The sequence below is a fragment of the Streptomyces sp. RLA131 genome (assembly GCF_056270125.1).
Genome location: NZ_JBWDOQ010000002.1, coordinates 408,347 through 423,156, shown reverse-complemented (window position 1 = coordinate 423,156; position 14,810 = coordinate 408,347). Strand labels below are relative to the sequence as shown.

The following is a 14,810-nucleotide window of genomic DNA, read 5'->3' as shown; positions in this document are numbered from 1 at the left end:
CCACCGGCGGTCCAGTACGCCGCCACGTCCTCGGGGGACCACTCCCGGCGCCACGACCGTTCCTACCCCTCCGTCGAGCCTCCGCCGCCCAGCGGATGCGAGGGCCGCCTGTACCCGGGGCCTGGAGGAGTCCGGGGCCGTCACGTCGGCGTCACGCTGCGGCAACGCCCTGCTCCTCAACATGATTCTGCCGAACCTGACACGCGACATCCGGCGGAACCAAGGGGGTGAAAGGTGAGCGTCCGCCGCTGCCTCCACCGATCCCGGAGCGGTTCAGCGCAGCCCTGGACCGATGGTCCGCGCCCGGCGCGGCCAGGTCCCCGACACGTTCAGGAGCCAGGCCCTCAGTGCGGCCCCGACGGTTCGAACTCCGTACCGCAGGGGCCCGCGCCCTCGCTCTCCGGCAGGACGACACGCTCGCCGTTCATCATCAGCGTGGGGTACCAGCTTCCGATCCGCTCCGCCGAGCGGCCGGCGTAGTGGCAGATGAGAGAGCGGCGGAAACGGTCGGCTGTGCGGTTGGGCTGCGAGCCGTGCACCAGGCTGCCGTTGAAGAACAGCACGTCACCCGGTTCCATGTCGACCGGCACCACCGCCAGTCCCGGGGGCGGCGCGACGTATTCGCGGGCGAAGGACAGATCCGGGTCCGCCGTCTCCGGGCAGAACAGATCCATGCGGTGCGTACCGGGTACGACCTCCAGGCCACCGTTGTCCCCGTCGATCACGTCGCAGGCGATCCAGGCGGCCACGCAGGTCCCGGGCTCCACACGCAAGTAGAAGTTGTCCTGGTGCAGCGCCTGGCCCCGGGCGCCCGGCGGCTTGAAGTAGAACATGCTCTGGGCGGCCAAGGCCTCCTCCCCCAGAAGTGTCTCCAGCACATCCCGAAGCCGGGGGTCGAGCAGGTAACGCAGGGCCGGCTCGCTGATCTGATGCGGATGCAGCACGCGCGGATACGCGTCCAGCGGGTCGGCCGACCCACTGGACGCGGCCCCGGTCACGCGCGGCTGGAAGTGGCCAGGAATCGGCCCCCCGGCCTGGAGGGCCTTGAACTCCGAGCAGATCTCCGCGATTTCGTCCCGGCCGAACAGTCCCCGCACCACCGTGAAGCCCTGGTCCTCGAACTGCCGACGGCCGGCCTCCGGCAGGCCGGGCTCACGGGCTGCCACGAGGGCGGCGGCGTCCGTGGCCGCGATATCCATGGCTGTCATGTGATTTCCTTCCGGTCGGCGTCCCCGGGCTGCCACGCTAGGGCTCAGACCGTCCCGGGAGGATGACCGTGCACGCTGACGACTTGTCCGGTCCTGCTACGCCGTCCCCGCCGTCCGGCCTGGTGATCATGGGCCACTTCGACCAGCGGCCCGGCTACCGCGTGAACCGGCCGCACGGCGCGGACAGCTGGCTGTTCACCTGGACCACGGGCGGGCGTGGACGACTTCAGCAGGGGACGGCAACGGCCGAGGCGGGGGCGGGCGGCCTGGTGGTGCTGGGGCCCGGAGTGCCGCACCGCTACGCGGTCGCTCCGGGCGCGCGGCAGTGGACCTTCTGGTGGGCTCACTGCCAGGCCAGGCCGTCCTGGTGCGCCTGGTTGCGGCCGTACGCCCGCGGCGACCGGCTGTTCCTTGTCGACTCGGTACCCGGTGACGTGCACGACCGGATCGGCACCACCTTCCGCCGGATGCTCGCGGACGCCCGCTGGTCGGGCAGTGCCGCCCCGCCCGACCCCGACCCCGACCCCGACCCCCAGGTCGATCGGACTGCCGTGGCCCACAGCAGCGCCGCACAAGAGCTGGCCCTGTGCGCGCTGGAGGAGGTCGTCCTGCTCGCCACCGCGACCGCGGGTGCCGCGCGGCATGAGCTCGACGGCGCGGGCACCGACCCGCGGGTGCGCCGGGCCCAGGCGCTGATCGCGGCCGACCCCGGCGCCGCGCACACCGTACGGTCGCTGGCGGACACCGTCTCGCTGTCACCGTCCCGGTTGGCGCATCTGTTCACCGAGCAGCTCGGCCAGACCCCGATGCGGGCGCTGCGGCACGCCCGGCTGCGGCACGCGGCCCGGCTGCTGGAGGCCACCGAGCTGCCGGTGGCACGGGTGGCCGCGGCATCCGGCTTCGCCAGCCCGTTCCACTTCAACCGGGTCTTCCGACAGCGCTACGGAGTGCCGCCCGGCACCTACCGGACCGCGTACAGAGCCGAACACGGATCGGTGCGTACCGACCCGCGAACCTGATCCGGCGCGTCGGAGATCACGGCATCCTGTGCTTCCTTGGATCCTGGCTTTGGCCACTGATTCTGCGGTAGGCCCCCGGGGCCTTGCCGCAAGCCCCCTTTCGTGGCGCGACGGTTGCCCGGGTGCACGAGTCAGGCGCGGGCTCACAAGATCACACTCCCGGGGTCACCTCACGGGGAGAAGCCTCCGCCCCTGCCTCCGCTACCGGTGAGGAGACCATGTCATCTGGTGACATGCGGGTTCGCTCGCTAGGCTGCGGAACAGAATCGGGATAGTCAACGCGCCGGTGGCTGGGTAGCGCGTCTCTCAGACGTGCTCATTGGAGACGCCAATGGCGTACCGGTCCCTTCTGCGTGTTCCTGGTGCGGGGTTCTTCCCGTTGGGCTTCTTGGCCCGGCTTCCCTACGCAACCTCGTCCCTCGCGACACTCATCCTTGTCCAGGCAGCCTCCGGCAGCTACGCCTTCGCCGGTCTGGCCGCAGCAGCGCAGGGCAGCGCCAACGCTCTCGGCGGTCCGATCGTCGGGGCGCTGGCCGACCGCCACGGTCACCGCTCCATCGGGGCAACCATGGCCATCGCCAACATCGTTGCCCTGACCGGCCTCGTCGTGGCAAGCCACGCCGACCGCGCGAGCATGCTCACCGCAGCGGCCCTTGTCGGCCTCACCCAACCGCCGGTCGGCCCGCTCGTACGAGTGCACTGGTCACGCCTGCTGCACGCACGCAACCGGCCAGAACTCATGGCCACCGCCCTGTCGTACGAAGCGATCGCCGATGAGACAAGCTTCGTCGCCGGACCGGCAATCGTCGGGCTCCTCACCCCCCCTCGGACCGACAGCGCCGACCGTGGCCACCACAGCCCTTCTCGCACTGGCCACCCTGCCCTTCGCGCTGTCCCTCACCCACTGCGGCGGTACGCAGCAGCCAACACCGAGCGCATCGAGAACTCCCTTGCCACGACGCCCGCTTGCGGCCATGTTCCTTGCCATGGCCGCTATGGGCGCCATGTTCGGCGCAGTACAGACCGGCGTCACCGCCTACGCCAACAACAGCGGGCAACCCGGCACCGCCGGACTTCTCTACGCTGTCTTCGGCATCGGCAGCGCCCTGGCCGGCGCTGCCTGCGCCTGGCTCCCATCGCGATTCGCGCTGCGCCACCGCTACGTGACCTTCGCAGCCACCCTGCTGCTGGGCGGGCTGACCCTTGCCGTCGGGGACAGGCTGCATGCCGTTCCCGCCGCCGTGGCCGTCGCCGGCGTTACCGTAGCCCCCTACATGATCAGTCTCTACGCCCTCACCGAACGACTCGCGCCGGCCGACCGGGCGACCGTCGCGATGACGATCCTGTGCGCCGGAGGACCCCTCGGCACCGCGGCAGGGCAAGCGCTGGCCGGGTACCTCGCCGACCGTCATGGAAGCGCCGGATCATTCCTGGTGGCACCGATCGCGGCAACAGCAGCGCTACTGCTTGCACTGGCACTCCTCCTGGCGGACCGAGGGCGCGGCATGTGGCTCGTTGATGACCGAACGGAAGCGAAAGAACCACCGGACGACGCAGAAGCGCTGGGGATGATGCCGCAGGGCGTCGACACCGTGCAGCCTTGACCGGATTACCACCTGAGGGAAGTCACCCGGGAGGACATCATCACCGTCCGGGATGTCATCACTGGCAAACATCGCGAGAGCCATGTCGTCGCCCTGCGGTCACTGTGCGGTCACTGTTCCGGCACGCGAAGAAGAACGGGCAGATCTTCCGCAATCCCACGATGCGGATCCGTGTCCCCCCGTCAGAGCGGCGGCGTTGTCCAGCCTCTCGACCAGGCGGACATCGACGAGGCGATCGCCACTGCGAGCACTCCGGACATCCGGCTCATCATCGCCCTGGCCGCCGTCCACGCAGCACGACCGAAGATGATCCGCACCATGCAGTTGGAGGACGTCGACCTGGGCAGCCAGCGCAACACCGTCGGCGGTCACGTCCGCCCCCTCGACGACCTCACACGCCGTGCTGTGCCGGACTGGCTCGACTACCGCCGCAACCGATGGCCGAACACAGCCAACCCGCACCAGCTGATCACCCAGAAGACCGCCGTCGAACTCGGCCCGGCCGGCAAACTCTGGACCACCCGGGCCACCCGCAACCTCACCGCCACCCTCGAACGACAGCGCGTCGACCGCCAGCTCGAAGAAGCCCTCGACCACGGCGCCGACCCACTCCACCGCGCCCTCGTCTTCGGCATCGATGAGAAGACCGCCATCCGCTACGCGGACTCGGCAAGCGCGCTTCTGGGAGAGGCCGCCGAGCAGGTATCGCAGTGAAACCGGCTCGCTTTGCTCATCCCAGTGACGGGATCATGGACAGATGACGTCGCCCGAACCAGCAGCCCGCGAGCTTCAGGACCGTGCCGTTCTCTGGAGCATGGGCGAGATCCGTGCAACCGATGTTGTCACCGGCGCCTGTGATGCTCTCGTCGCCGGCCTCGACAGTCCCGCCCTGCGGATGCTGGCCGCGTGCACACGCGCGGAGGCGGACTACGACGTCCCCGACCTCCTTCCCCCGGCAATCGACGAACTGGGCCTCACCTTCCACCCAGCGGGCAGCGTTGCCGGACAGGAAGCCGCCGCGCGAGCACTTGCCGCCCGGATGCTGGCCGGCGAGCTGACATCACGCGAGCTGGCCTTCCGGATTCACCATCGTTTCGGGCACGAACTGCCCTTGGCCGAACGACTCGCCAACCTGGACGACGAGTACGACATCCTCGAATACGGCGACAGGACACCGGCACAGGTCGACGCCGACGTCTTGGCCGAAGCTCTTCGGCTCACTCAGCATCGTCGTGTTACGCCCGAACCCACGGATCCACTGACCTGAAGCACATCGGTGGCCCCGTGGGTCGCACTGAAGAGACTTCGGTTTCCGTGAACCCACGGGACTCACGGCCCTGTACAGCTAATCCGTTGTTAGCGGCCCCATGGAACAGGCGTCGAGCCCTGGTGCCGTTCGAGCAACGATGCTGATCGCATAGCGTCAGCACTCGCTGCCTGAGGGGGCGTCGAAGGGATGCCTTTCACCACCAGCCCCAGCTGGTCGAGGACGCCCTCGGCAAGCAGATGCTCGCCCTCCTCACCCAGCTCGGCGCCGCCTGCACCGCGGCCGACGACCTTGCCGAGGCGGTGGAGGACGCACCCCCTCAGCACCCGGACGCCGAGACCTTGCTGAGCTTCCCCGGCCTCGGCATCCAGCTCGCCGCCCGGATCCTCGCTGAGATCGGGGACGACCACACCCGCTTCGCCGACGCCCGCGGCCTCAAGGCCTACGCAGGCACATCGCCCATCACCCGGGCCGGGACTGGCACGCAGTCGCCCGGCGCAACCTCTTCAACCGCATGCTCGGCCAGCTCTACCACTGCTTACAGCAGCACGAGCTGTTCGACCAGAACACCGCCGACCCCACCGAAGCCGCCGCCGCAGCTTGACGCGTTGGCATCGCGACGTGTCCTGACCAGCAAGCGCACTTTGCCTGAGGTGGCGAGGGAGGCTGACAATTCACCCATGAGACCCGAAGTGCAGAGGTTCGTCGCCGACGGCCCGCTCCCCAATTGGGACGCGTGTGGAGAAGAGATCGACAGACGCGTCGAGCAACTCGAAGCGATCCCGAAGCCGGTGACGGGAGAGGAAGCCCGAGCGCTCGTCTCCTGCTTCGGCCCAGACGACTGCTACGGCGTCGCCGGAACCCTGCTGCACCTCATCGAGACCGGCCCGAACCCCGTCCTGACAACCGATCCCGGACCCGACGCCAACGAGTGGCACAAGCGGCTCTACGACCGCGCCGTGAACGGAGAACTCATCCCGAGGACTTGACCGCATAGCAACGCGAGGTCTCTACGGCCAGGTGGCGTTTAGCGCTGTCGCGCTGCTGAAGGGCGGCGAAGTCGGCGTGCGCCGTCTCGACGGCCTCTGGATACGCCTGGCTCTTCTCGTGCTCGGCCAGCGCCCGGCTCCGCACCGGGGTCGGTGGGGTCGTCAAGGCGCTTGCGGTGTCGTGTCCGGGGCCATGCATGCCAAGCGTTCAGCCGCGGCTGACGCGATCGATGCGGTTATGCGCCGATTCCCATGCCTCGCGTCCTGGTGGTCTCCAGCGACCACCGACTGGCCGGCAAGGACTCCGCCAGTCTCGCGGACTTCGCCGATGAGCCCCTGATCCGTGCAAGCGACCCGGCCCGTGACGCCTTCTGGCGCATCGACCCCCGTCCCGACGGAAGCCGCGCTCCGGACGGTCCCCTCGTGGAGGACCTGGAGGACAAGCTCGAACTCATCGCCTCCGGACGGGCCGTGGCCATCGTCCCGGCCCTGGACGGCAGGAGCCGCCCCTACCTCACCGCCGTCCCGCTGCGCGATGTCGAACCCAGTCACGTCGTGCTGGCCGTGCGTGCGGAAGATCGCAGCCGACTCGTCGCCGCTTTCCGCACGCTCGCCCAGTCCTTTCTCACAGGCCCCGTCCCGGGGGCCCGGCGGACTGCACCTTGAGACTCGATTCTGATCCGAGGACGCGGGCGCTTACCTGGCCCGGCCCTGGGCGGTTGCGGCCCCGGTGTGGGGTGGCGGGGGCCGCCTTCGGGCCGCGCCCGGAGCCCGCGGGTGTCATCGTGCCGGGCCCCGCGGTCCGCGTCGGTGAGCTTGTCCGCCCCGATTCCCCGGCGCATCTCGACGTCGGCGATCATCAGGTTGCTGGACCAGGCGCCGAACTTGCGGTTGTCGGAGGCGTACGCGGTGCCGGTGTCCCACCACATCTCGTCCCGGATGGCGAAGGTGGCGTTGTTGGTCCGGTTGACGAACAGTTGCCGCACCCCGCGCAGCGTGGCCCCGCTCTCGCCGTGCTGGCCGGTCACCGCGACCCGCCTGATGCCCATGTTCGTGCCCAGGCCGAACAGGACCAGCAGCAGGCGGCGCCGCAGCACGTCCTTGGACAGGTTCTCTCTGGTGACGGCCGAGGTGAACTCGGCGATTGAAGTCCGTCTCGAACTCGGCGTACTTCAGGAGCGAGTCGGGAGGCGGTGAGGCTGCCCGGCGTCGGTGGTGAACAGACAGGTGCGTTCGGCAGCGCGGTGGGCGTGGTCGGGGCGGTAGGCGGTGGGGCCGCCGCCGCGCATCGCCTCACGCGTGATCGTCGAGGTCGGACGGCCGAGGCGTCGGGCGATCTCGGCGTGGGGGAGGCTGTCGGCCAGCCCCAGCGCGATCTGCAGGCGTTCCTGCCGGATGAGCCTGCCTCCAGGCATCACGATCCCTCGGTGATGCCTCATGGCGGTCTCTGATCCCCCGCTATAGCTTTCACTTCTCAGCCATTGCAACGTTGAGACCAGATGGCGTTGCGTTATCCCTAGGGTCATTGCAACGTTTTCCTGGCTATGACCTGCGTGGATGCGGATTCTGTGCAACGGACGTGTTGTCGAATCCTGAAAAGCAACGTAGCGTTTCTGAAGTCAGAAACAGCGAACGAGTACGGGAGACCACGATGCAGAAGTTCGACACCCCCGCCCCCATCTCCGCCGTCCTGGACATCCCCGCCGGACGCATCCAGTTCATCGCCGCCGACCGGGCCGACACCACCGTCGAGATCCTGCCCGCCGACCCCTCCAAGAGCCGCGACACCAAGACCGCCGAGCAGACCACCGTCACCTACGCCGACGGCGTCCTGCGGATCACGGCCTCGACCCCCGACAACCAGCTCTTCGGCCCCTCCGGATCCCTGGAGGTCACCGTCCAACTGCCCGCCGGCTCCCGCATCGAGGCCAAGGCCGCCGGCGCCGAGCTCCGCGGCGTCGGACGCCTCGGCGACGTCGCGTTCGACGGCGCGTACCGCCAGATCAAGATCGACGAGGCCGCGAGCGTCCGCCTCACCGCGATCGACGGCGACGTCGAGATCGGCCGGCTCAACGGCCCCGCGGAGATCAGCACCGCGAGGGGCGACATCCGGATCACCGAGGCCGTGCGCGGCACGGTCGTGCTTCGCACCCAGTCCGGCGACATCTCGATCGCCGCCGCCCCCGGCGTCTCGGCCGCCCTGGACGCCGGCACCGACTACGGCCGGGTCAGCAACGCCCTCAAGAACGACGGCACCGCCGAACTCGACATCCGCGCCACCACCGCCCGCGGCGACATCACCGCCCGCAGCCTCTGACGGACCAGAAGCAGGACCATCGACGCGGCCGTCCGCAAGTCGTACCAGACGCTCTCACGCGACCAGGGGGAACACATGACGAAGAACAGCACTTCCGCGACCAGTTCGACGTGGACGGGCATGGTGCCGGTTGACGATACGGCCCTGGCCGTCACCGACACCGGCGGTCCCGGTGTCCCTGTGCTCTACCTCAACGGCCAGTTCGCCACTCAGGGGTACTGGCGGCGGGTCATCGCCGAACTGGGGCCGGAGTGGCGGCACATCACCTACGACGAGCGGGCCCGCGGCAAATCGAAGCGTTCGGCGGACTATTCCTTCGAGGCAGCCGTCCGGGACGTCGACGCCGTTCTCGCGGCCAGGGGTGTGGACCGGGCGCTGGTGGTGGGCTGGTCCTACGGGGCGGTCGTCGGGGCGCACTGGGCCAGCCGGAATCCGGGGCGTGCCCTGGGCGCGGTCCTGGTCGACGGCGCGTTCCCGTACGACTGGCTCGACGAGGCCATGGAGCTGCGGATCCGGAGACTGTTCCGTCGGCTGAGCTGGTTCCTGCCGCTGCTGCGCCCCACGGGCCTGGCCCCGCGGCTGACCGCCGAACAGCAGGCGGACAGCAACATCGAGCTCGGCAGGCTCTCCCGCGAGCGCGAGCTGGGCCCCGTGCTGGACAACATCACCGTCCCGGTGCGGTATGTGATCGCTTCGGGGACGTCCTTCGGAAGCCGCGGTGATGAGCAGGAACGGATACGCACCAGCCTCGATGCGGTGACCGCCGACAACCCGAACATCCAGATCGGTGCGAAGGTCGCCAGCAACCACGGCGCGATCCTCAAGAAGGACTTCCCGGCCATCGCCGAGGCTGTACGCGCGGTCGCAGCCCTGGAGCGCGGGCGCTGAAGACACGACCTGAGGACTGACGACAGCTGCAGCTGCACGTCCGCGCGACCATCGTCATCATCGTCCAGGTCGATTGGGTCCGGGTCGCGCAGGGGCAAGGGCTTCCTCTTCGCCCTGGACATGTCGGTGGTCAACGTCGCACTGCCCACAATCCGCACCGCGTTGGGATTCGCACCGCTCGACCTGTCGTGGGTCGTGCACGTCTACGCGCTCACCTCGGCGGACTGCTGCTACTGGGGGTCGCGCTTGTGACCTGTACGGTCACCGTCCGCTGTTCGTGGTGGGCCTGGCCGTCTTCGGAATGTACTCGCTGGCCCGGACGAGCCCGGCTGGGATCGAGCGATCCTGGCCGGGCCACCGGGCCGCCGGGCCGCCGGGCCGCCGTGGGTCCGTGCGTCAGTTCGCCATGTCGGCGAACATGCCGGACTGGTAGGAGCCGCCAGGGTTGCGCACGATGACGTTGAGCCGGTTGTTCGCGTTGATCATGGCGATCAGGGAGACCAGCGCGGCGATCTGGTCGTCGTCGTAGTGCTCGCGCACCCGGGCCCAGGTCTCGTCCGACATGCCCGGGTCGGCGTCGGCGAGTCGGGTGCCCTCCTCCGTGAGCGCCAGCGCGGCGCGTTCGGCCTCGGTGAACACCGTCGACTCACGCCAAGCGGCGACCAGGTTGATCCGGGTCGTGTCCCCTTCGGCGGCCACGGCGTCCTTGGTGTGGTAGTCGACGCAGAAGCCGCAGCCGTTGATCTGGCTGGCCCGCAGCATCACCAGGTTCTGGGTGCTGCGGGGGAGCGGCGACTGGACGATCGCCAGGGCGACGTTGTAGATCCGCTTGGCGATCCTGGCGCCGAGCGGGTTGGCCAGCAGGTCGAAACGGGCTTCCATGATGTGGTTCCTCACTCATGCCATGGGGGGCCGTGGGGCATGTATCCACGGTGTCCGTCGCTCGGGCGCCGGAGGCTGCTTGTGGTTATCCGAGCCGTCCGGGCTGGTAGTCGCCGCCGCGCTGCCGGACGATGACGCCCATGCGGTTGGTGGCGTTGATCAGGGCGATGAGCATCACCAGGTCGGACAGCTGGTCCTCGTCGTAGTGCTGGGCGGCATTGGCCCATGCGTCGTCGGTGACGCCGCCGGCGGCATCGGCGATGCGGGTGCCCTGTTCGGTCAGTTCCAGGGCGGCGCGCTCGGCGCCGGTGAAGACCGTGGACTCGCGCCAGGCCGCGACGAGGTTGATGCGGGTGGCGCTCTCCCCGGCGTGTGCGGCGTTCTTGCTCCACACGTCGGTGGCGTAGCCGCAGCCGTTGATCTGGCTCGCGCGCAGCAGCACCAGCTTCTGGGTCGCGGCCGGCAGCGTGGATTCCTCCAGGATCGTCTTGCTCGCCCTTCCGAAATGCCCGGCGGCCTTGGCGGTGGTCGCGGTCGGATTGCCGAAGAGGTTCAAACGGACGGTCATGGTGTGCTCCTTGATGTTGGCGTTGTCGGCATCAAGACACCGGCGCCTCGCGTTTTGTGACGCTCCCTCAGGGGTGGCGTGCGCCGTGTACACCGATCGGGGGCTGCCGGTGTCCCTGTGCGCCGATCCGGCGCTGTGAGGGGGAGATCAGGCTGTGCCGCACGGCGCGAGCGCTGTGCCGGTGGGGCGCGGCTGCCCGGACCTGTTCCGCCGCCCGTCACGCCGTGGTCCTGCGCGGGTCCGCGGTGATGCACAGGGCCGCCAGGACCGCGGTGCCGAGCATGATGCCCAGTGCCCAGGTCGCGGCGACGGCGTAGCCGTGCACGGCGGCGTCCTGGAGGGCGTGTGCGCCGCGGTGGTCGGCCAGGTACGCGCTGGTGGCGTTGGCCGCGATGGTGTTGAGCAGCGCGGTGCCGATCGAGGCGCCCGTCTGCTGGGCGGTATTGACGGTCGCGGAGGCGATGCCGGCGTCGTGGGCCTCGACTCCGCTGGTGGCCGTGGCTACGGCGGGGGCGAACAGGGTGCCGATGCCGAGCCCGAGGAGCAGCTCGGCGGGCAGGATGACGGCGGTGTAGGAGCTGTGGGGGGTGAGCTGGGTGAGGAGGGCGAGCGAGCTCGCCGCGGAGAGCAGTCCGGGCACGATCAGCAGCCGGGGCGGCAGTTTGGGCAGCAGACGGCTGGACAGCTGGGTCGACGCCGTCACGTTCATCGCGGCCAGCGGGAGCAGGGCGATGCCGGTCCTGACCGCGGAGTAGCCCATCACGGACTGCAGTTGGTAGGTGAGGAAGAGGAACACCCCGAACAGTCCGAGCGTGGCCAGCGCGACGGTGCCGAGGGCGGCGCCCCGGTTGCGGTCGGTCAGGATCCGCAGCGGAAGGAGGGGTGTGCGCAGCCTGGCCTGCAGGATCCCGAACACCAGGAGCAGGGCGGCGGCCAGGGCCACAGAGAGGGAGAAACGTGGTGTGTGCCATCCGTGCTCGCCGGCCTCGGAGAAGCCGTAGACCAGGGCTGCGATGCCGCCGCAGCCGGTGAGGGCGCCGAGGACGTCGATCCGTGCGTCCTTCCGCCCAGGCGGGTCGGGCAGCGCGGCGATCGCACCGAGCACGGCCACCAGAGCGATCGGGATGTTGACGTACATGCACCAGCGCCAGTCCAGATAGCTGGTGATCAGCCCGCCGCCGACCAGGCCGAGCCCGCCGCCGGCGGTCAGCACCCCGGTGTAGAGCCCAATGGCCCTGGCCCGCTCGGCCGGTCCGGGGAACACCGCCATCAGCAGCGCGAGTGTCGAGGGCGCCAGCAGCGCCGCGAACACGCCCTGTCCGGCGCGGGCGGCGAGCAGCATCCAGCCGGAGGCCGCCATGCCGCCGAGGCCGGAGGCGACGGCGAAGCCCAGGACGCCGGCGACCAAGGTGTTCTTGCGGCCCATCCGGTCGGCGATGCGGCCGCCGAGCAGAAGCAGCCCGCCGAAGGCCAGGGTGTAGGCCGTCACGACCCACTGCCGGTTCGCGTCGGACATGCCCAGGTCCTGTTGGGCGGTGGGCAGTGCGATGGTCACGATGGTCGTGTCCAGCACGATCATCAGCTGGGCGAGCGCGATGACCGCCAGCCCCCACCACCGGCGCGCATGCAGTCGCGCCGGATCGGCGCCTAAAGCGCTCCCCACTCTTTTGCCGGTTTTGGTCAGCACGAAAAGGCCCCCTCGTGGACTCGTGTACGGGCACGTACGCATCCATTACCTGCCGACAGGTAAAGTTGATGGCAGGGCGAACCTAGCCCATTGCCTGCCGATCGGCAAGCAATGGTGTCTGTGGACAGCCTCGGGCGGCCCGATCCGTAGGCTGGGCCGCGACGACGGCGAAGAAGGGACTTCCATGGCAGGCCGCCGCACCGACACTCGTAAACGCGCCCAGCGCGTCGCCCTTCAGCTCTTCACCGAGCACGGGTACGACGGCACCTCGCTCCGCATGATCGCGGAACGGCTGAACATCACGAAGGCGGCCCTGTACTACCACTACAAGTCCAAGGAGGAGATCCTCGCCGCCGTACTCGCCGACTTCTCGGCCGCGGTCGCCGAACTCACCGACTGGGGCAAGCAGCAGCCTCCGGGGCCCGAGACCCGGCGCGAACTGCTGCGCCGGTACGCAGAGCTGACTACCAGCGGCATCACGGCGGCGGCCCGCTTCGCTCAGGACAACGAGCCCGCGCTCCGCAACCAGCCGCTCGCGACGGAGGTACGAGAGCACGTCATCACGCTCTTCGACCTACTGACCGGGCCCGGCGTGCTGACCGGGCCCGGCGACCCTGCCGCGTCCCTGCGAGTCCGACTCGCCATCTCCGCACTGCACATGGCGGGCGACGAGGCAGAACGCGCGGAAAACGGAGGCCCCGACCTGATCGACGCGGCACTCGGCATCGCCTGCGACCTGATCGATCCACCACCTCCCCGGCCGGCGGCTTAGCCCCGCTGCGGGAACCCGCTTCTCGCCGTACGGACGCGCCCGGACTCCGCGCCGAGGAGGAGACCGCTGTGGCCGGCCACCATGGAGTACGGCCACTCACCGGCGAACTTCCCGTCTCGCCTGTGGCCACCTGTCGCTGGAGGAGCCTGTCCGGCGGATCATGCCGGACAGGCCCTCGGTCCCGAGGAGGGCTCAGCGCTTCAGTGTGAAGGTGAAGTCGCCGGAGAGCTTGCCGCTCAGCCGGACTCCCGAAACGAGATTCCCCTCCGTGATCAGTCTCTCGACCTCGGCCCGCGCGAGACCGCAACCTTCAGCGATCAGTCGTACCGGCCGGACAGGGATCCGCGCCGCGAAGCGGACCGAGACATCGATCGCCTCGCGGTCCAGGTGATCCGATCCGCCGGTGTCGAGGCGCCAGGCGTTGTCCCAGTCGAGGGCGATGCGATTACGACGCCGCACGACCGGATCCTGGAGCAACTCGGCTGTCAGTCCAGGGTCGTTGTCATGCAGCCGGCCCAGCAGCTCAGGTCGTACGGAGCGCACATTCATCCGCTCCAGGACCGTGAGCTTTGCGGTTTCCCCGCAAGCGGTACAGAGCACGAGGAGCCAGGCGTCGAGGAGCTTGTGGTTTGCGTTGACGCGAAATTTACCGCTTGCCCGGAAGCGCTCGGACGCGCACGCGTGGCAACGGCGGAGAACGAGCGGCAGGCAGGTGGGCACGACCACCCAGGTTTTGAGCACAGAAGTACACCGGTTCCAGTGAGAAGTCCGCAGCAAAAAGCAGCGCGGCGCGCACATGCGCGACGCGCGACGAATCAGCGCTCGGGAGGTCTCACACGGTGTACAACGGCAGGTCCTTGACTAGACGACTTGGCTCGGCAGCACGGTAATGGCGCACAGCGGCGCTGCTCCACTGGTTTTCGGCGGTGTGGCTGGTGCCCGTAGGTCTTCTTCCAGGTCGGTCGGGCGTTCTCCTTGTCGGAGTGCGCCACCACCAGTACGCCGTCGATGTCCACGGCCAACCCGGCCGGTCGTGTGCGGGGCCTGCTCACCGGCCAACTGCCGGACCCGGTCCCGCATTTCGGCCCCGGTCCGGCGGATCGCCTCCAGGGCACGGGGCCCGGACCGGGCGAGCGCGTCGACCAGGCCGACGATCAGGACCTCGAACAAGCCCTACCGTCCCAGGTCAGCGGCGCTCCTCTGCTTTTGGGTCACCCCGTGGGCGACCTGACTCGTGCAAGCGCGAGGTCAATTGCATTGCGGTGAGGTGGACACCAGTACCACCATTCAGACCCTTGCCGCCTCGCCGGTGCGGCCCCGGTCGGCATCGCCATCGCGATCGGCGAGCTGGTGGACAGGCTCACCTCGGCGATCGGCCAAGGGCTGGGCACCCCGGCGGCACGGGAGTGCTACCGCTGGCTCGTCGTCGTGCTGTTCCTCCTCACCCGCCTCGCCGAGTCGGCGCGGACGGCTCTGGGCCGGGCCTTGGGCCGCCGGGTCACCGGCCGGCTCGGCGAGCGAGTGATGATGGCCGCCTGCGAGCCGGCGACGCGCGGCTCGCGAGACGGCAACTAGCGTCAATTAGAGGTTGACGATTGGGTATCGTCAA

At 69.3% G+C, this 14,810-nt stretch carries 16 protein-coding genes and 4 pseudogenes; 11 read left to right on the top strand and 9 right to left on the bottom strand.

The genetic code is table 11. The features are described 5' to 3' along the window. Positions 1-344: 344 nt before the first annotated feature. Positions 345-1,199 carry a phytanoyl-CoA dioxygenase family protein gene (locus RWE79_RS02615; RefSeq protein WP_475945561.1) on the bottom strand — a complete coding sequence of 285 codons (855 nt, stop codon included), beginning with the start codon at positions 1,197-1,199 and terminating at the stop codon, positions 345-347. Positions 1,200-1,270: 71 nt separating this feature from the next. Between RWE79_RS02615 and RWE79_RS02610 the strand changes: the two genes are divergently transcribed. From RWE79_RS02610 to RWE79_RS02585, 6 genes and pseudogenes are all read left to right on the top strand, one after another. Continuing rightward, entirely contained in the window at positions 1,271-2,227 is a 957-nt protein-coding gene (locus tag RWE79_RS02610; protein WP_475938348.1) for a helix-turn-helix domain-containing protein, read from the top strand. An 845-nt stretch (positions 2,228-3,072) separates the two neighbouring features. Continuing rightward, positions 3,073-3,831, top strand: coding sequence for an MFS transporter (locus RWE79_RS02605; protein ID WP_475938347.1), 759 nt, complete (start codon positions 3,073-3,075; stop codon positions 3,829-3,831). Positions 3,832-4,002: 171 nt separating this feature from the next. Further along, on the top strand, positions 4,003-4,545 hold the full coding sequence (locus RWE79_RS02600) for a hypothetical protein (RefSeq protein ID WP_475938346.1): 543 nt from the start codon (positions 4,003-4,005) through the stop codon (positions 4,543-4,545). 43 nt (positions 4,546-4,588) lie between these two features. Beyond that, positions 4,589-5,098, top strand: a complete 510-nt coding sequence (locus RWE79_RS02595) for a hypothetical protein (RefSeq protein ID WP_475938345.1) — start codon at positions 4,589-4,591, stop codon at positions 5,096-5,098. 170 nt (positions 5,099-5,268) lie between these two features. Further along, positions 5,269-5,702, top strand: a pseudogene (locus RWE79_RS02590) (transposase); the annotation flags it as partial. 76 nt (positions 5,703-5,778) lie between these two features. Then, entirely contained in the window at positions 5,779-6,087 is a 309-nt protein-coding gene (locus tag RWE79_RS02585; protein ID WP_475938344.1) for a hypothetical protein, read from the top strand. On the opposite strand, the gene RWE79_RS02580 is transcribed toward RWE79_RS02585, so the two are convergent. Continuing rightward, positions 6,071-6,253, bottom strand: coding sequence for a hypothetical protein (locus tag RWE79_RS02580; protein WP_475938343.1), 183 nt, complete (start codon positions 6,251-6,253; stop codon positions 6,071-6,073). The two genes, RWE79_RS02585 and RWE79_RS02580, sit on opposite strands and share 17 nt — an antisense overlap. An 89-nt stretch (positions 6,254-6,342) precedes the next feature. Between RWE79_RS02580 and RWE79_RS02575 the strand changes: the two are divergent. Next, positions 6,343-6,753 (top strand): annotated as a pseudogene (locus RWE79_RS02575) (LysR substrate-binding domain-containing protein); the annotation flags it as partial. Here the strand turns inward: RWE79_RS02575 and RWE79_RS02570 are convergent. Together RWE79_RS02570 and RWE79_RS02565 are read right to left on the bottom strand one after the other, a co-directional pair. Further along, complete coding sequence (locus RWE79_RS02570; protein WP_475945559.1) at positions 6,636-7,232, bottom strand: Tn3 family transposase; 597 nt, start codon at positions 7,230-7,232, stop codon at positions 6,636-6,638. The pseudogene RWE79_RS02575 and the gene RWE79_RS02570 overlap by 118 nt on opposite strands. An 84-nt stretch (positions 7,233-7,316) precedes the next feature. Next, a pseudogene (locus tag RWE79_RS02565) lies at positions 7,317-7,502 on the bottom strand (helix-turn-helix domain-containing protein); the annotation flags it as partial. A gap of 236 nt (positions 7,503-7,738) precedes the next feature. On the opposite strand from RWE79_RS02565, the gene RWE79_RS02560 reads away from it, so the two are divergent. After that, on the top strand, positions 7,739-8,404 hold the full coding sequence (locus RWE79_RS02560) for a DUF4097 family beta strand repeat-containing protein (protein WP_475938342.1): 666 nt from the start codon (positions 7,739-7,741) through the stop codon (positions 8,402-8,404). Between the two features lie 75 nt (positions 8,405-8,479). Then, positions 8,480-9,292, top strand: a complete 813-nt coding sequence (locus tag RWE79_RS02555; protein WP_475938341.1) for an alpha/beta fold hydrolase — start codon at positions 8,480-8,482, stop codon at positions 9,290-9,292. A 396-nt stretch (positions 9,293-9,688) separates the two neighbouring features. Here RWE79_RS02555 and RWE79_RS02550 read toward each other — a convergent pair whose 3' ends face one another. From RWE79_RS02550 to RWE79_RS02540, 3 genes are all read right to left on the bottom strand, one after another. Next, positions 9,689-10,174: a carboxymuconolactone decarboxylase family protein gene (locus tag RWE79_RS02550; RefSeq protein WP_475938340.1), complete on the bottom strand. Its 486-nt coding sequence runs from the start codon at positions 10,172-10,174 to the stop codon at positions 9,689-9,691. 85 nt (positions 10,175-10,259) lie between these two features. After that, positions 10,260-10,742: a carboxymuconolactone decarboxylase family protein gene (locus RWE79_RS02545; protein ID WP_475938339.1), complete on the bottom strand. Its 483-nt coding sequence runs from the start codon at positions 10,740-10,742 to the stop codon at positions 10,260-10,262. Positions 10,743-10,959: 217 nt separating this feature from the next. Then, on the bottom strand, positions 10,960-12,405 hold the full coding sequence (locus RWE79_RS02540) for an MFS transporter (protein WP_475938338.1): 1,446 nt from the start codon (positions 12,403-12,405) through the stop codon (positions 10,960-10,962). A gap of 208 nt (positions 12,406-12,613) precedes the next feature. Here RWE79_RS02540 and RWE79_RS02535 point away from each other — a divergent pair, with 208 nt between their 5' ends. Next, a complete protein-coding gene (locus RWE79_RS02535) occupies positions 12,614-13,201 on the top strand; it encodes a TetR/AcrR family transcriptional regulator (protein WP_475938337.1) in 588 nt (195 codons plus the stop codon). Positions 13,202-13,393: 192 nt separating this feature from the next. On the opposite strand, the gene RWE79_RS02530 is transcribed toward RWE79_RS02535, so the two are convergent. Both RWE79_RS02530 and RWE79_RS02525 read right to left on the bottom strand, forming a co-directional pair. Further along, positions 13,394-13,942, bottom strand: coding sequence for a DUF1062 domain-containing protein (locus RWE79_RS02530; RefSeq protein ID WP_475938336.1), 549 nt, complete (start codon positions 13,940-13,942; stop codon positions 13,394-13,396). A gap of 188 nt (positions 13,943-14,130) precedes the next feature. Continuing rightward, positions 14,131-14,347, bottom strand: a pseudogene (locus tag RWE79_RS02525) (IS1380 family transposase); the annotation flags it as partial. 204 nt (positions 14,348-14,551) lie between these two features. Between RWE79_RS02525 and RWE79_RS02520 the strand changes: the two are divergent. Then, positions 14,552-14,776 carry a hypothetical protein gene (locus RWE79_RS02520; RefSeq protein ID WP_475938335.1) on the top strand — a complete coding sequence of 75 codons (225 nt, stop codon included), beginning with the start codon at positions 14,552-14,554 and terminating at the stop codon, positions 14,774-14,776. Positions 14,777-14,810: the final 34 nt, after the last annotated feature.

Coding starts and splice junctions, on each gene's coding strand:
- RWE79_RS02560 (WP_475938342.1), top strand. CDS start 7,739: ATGCAGAAGTTCGACACCCCCGCCCCCATCTCCGCCGTCCTGGACATC.
- RWE79_RS02545 (WP_475938339.1), bottom strand. CDS start 10,742: ATGACCGTCCGTTTGAACCTCTTCGGCAATCCGACCGCGACCACCGCC.
- RWE79_RS02550 (WP_475938340.1), bottom strand. CDS start 10,174: ATGGAAGCCCGTTTCGACCTGCTGGCCAACCCGCTCGGCGCCAGGATC.
- RWE79_RS02615 (WP_475945561.1), bottom strand. CDS start 1,199: ATGGATATCGCGGCCACGGACGCCGCCGCCCTCGTGGCAGCCCGTGAG.
- RWE79_RS02585 (WP_475938344.1), top strand. CDS start 5,779: ATGAGACCCGAAGTGCAGAGGTTCGTCGCCGACGGCCCGCTCCCCAAT.
- RWE79_RS02535 (WP_475938337.1), top strand. CDS start 12,614: ATGGCAGGCCGCCGCACCGACACTCGTAAACGCGCCCAGCGCGTCGCC.
- RWE79_RS02555 (WP_475938341.1), top strand. CDS start 8,480: ATGACGAAGAACAGCACTTCCGCGACCAGTTCGACGTGGACGGGCATG.
- RWE79_RS02610 (WP_475938348.1), top strand. CDS start 1,271: ATGACCGTGCACGCTGACGACTTGTCCGGTCCTGCTACGCCGTCCCCG.
- RWE79_RS02595 (WP_475938345.1), top strand. CDS start 4,589: ATGACGTCGCCCGAACCAGCAGCCCGCGAGCTTCAGGACCGTGCCGTT.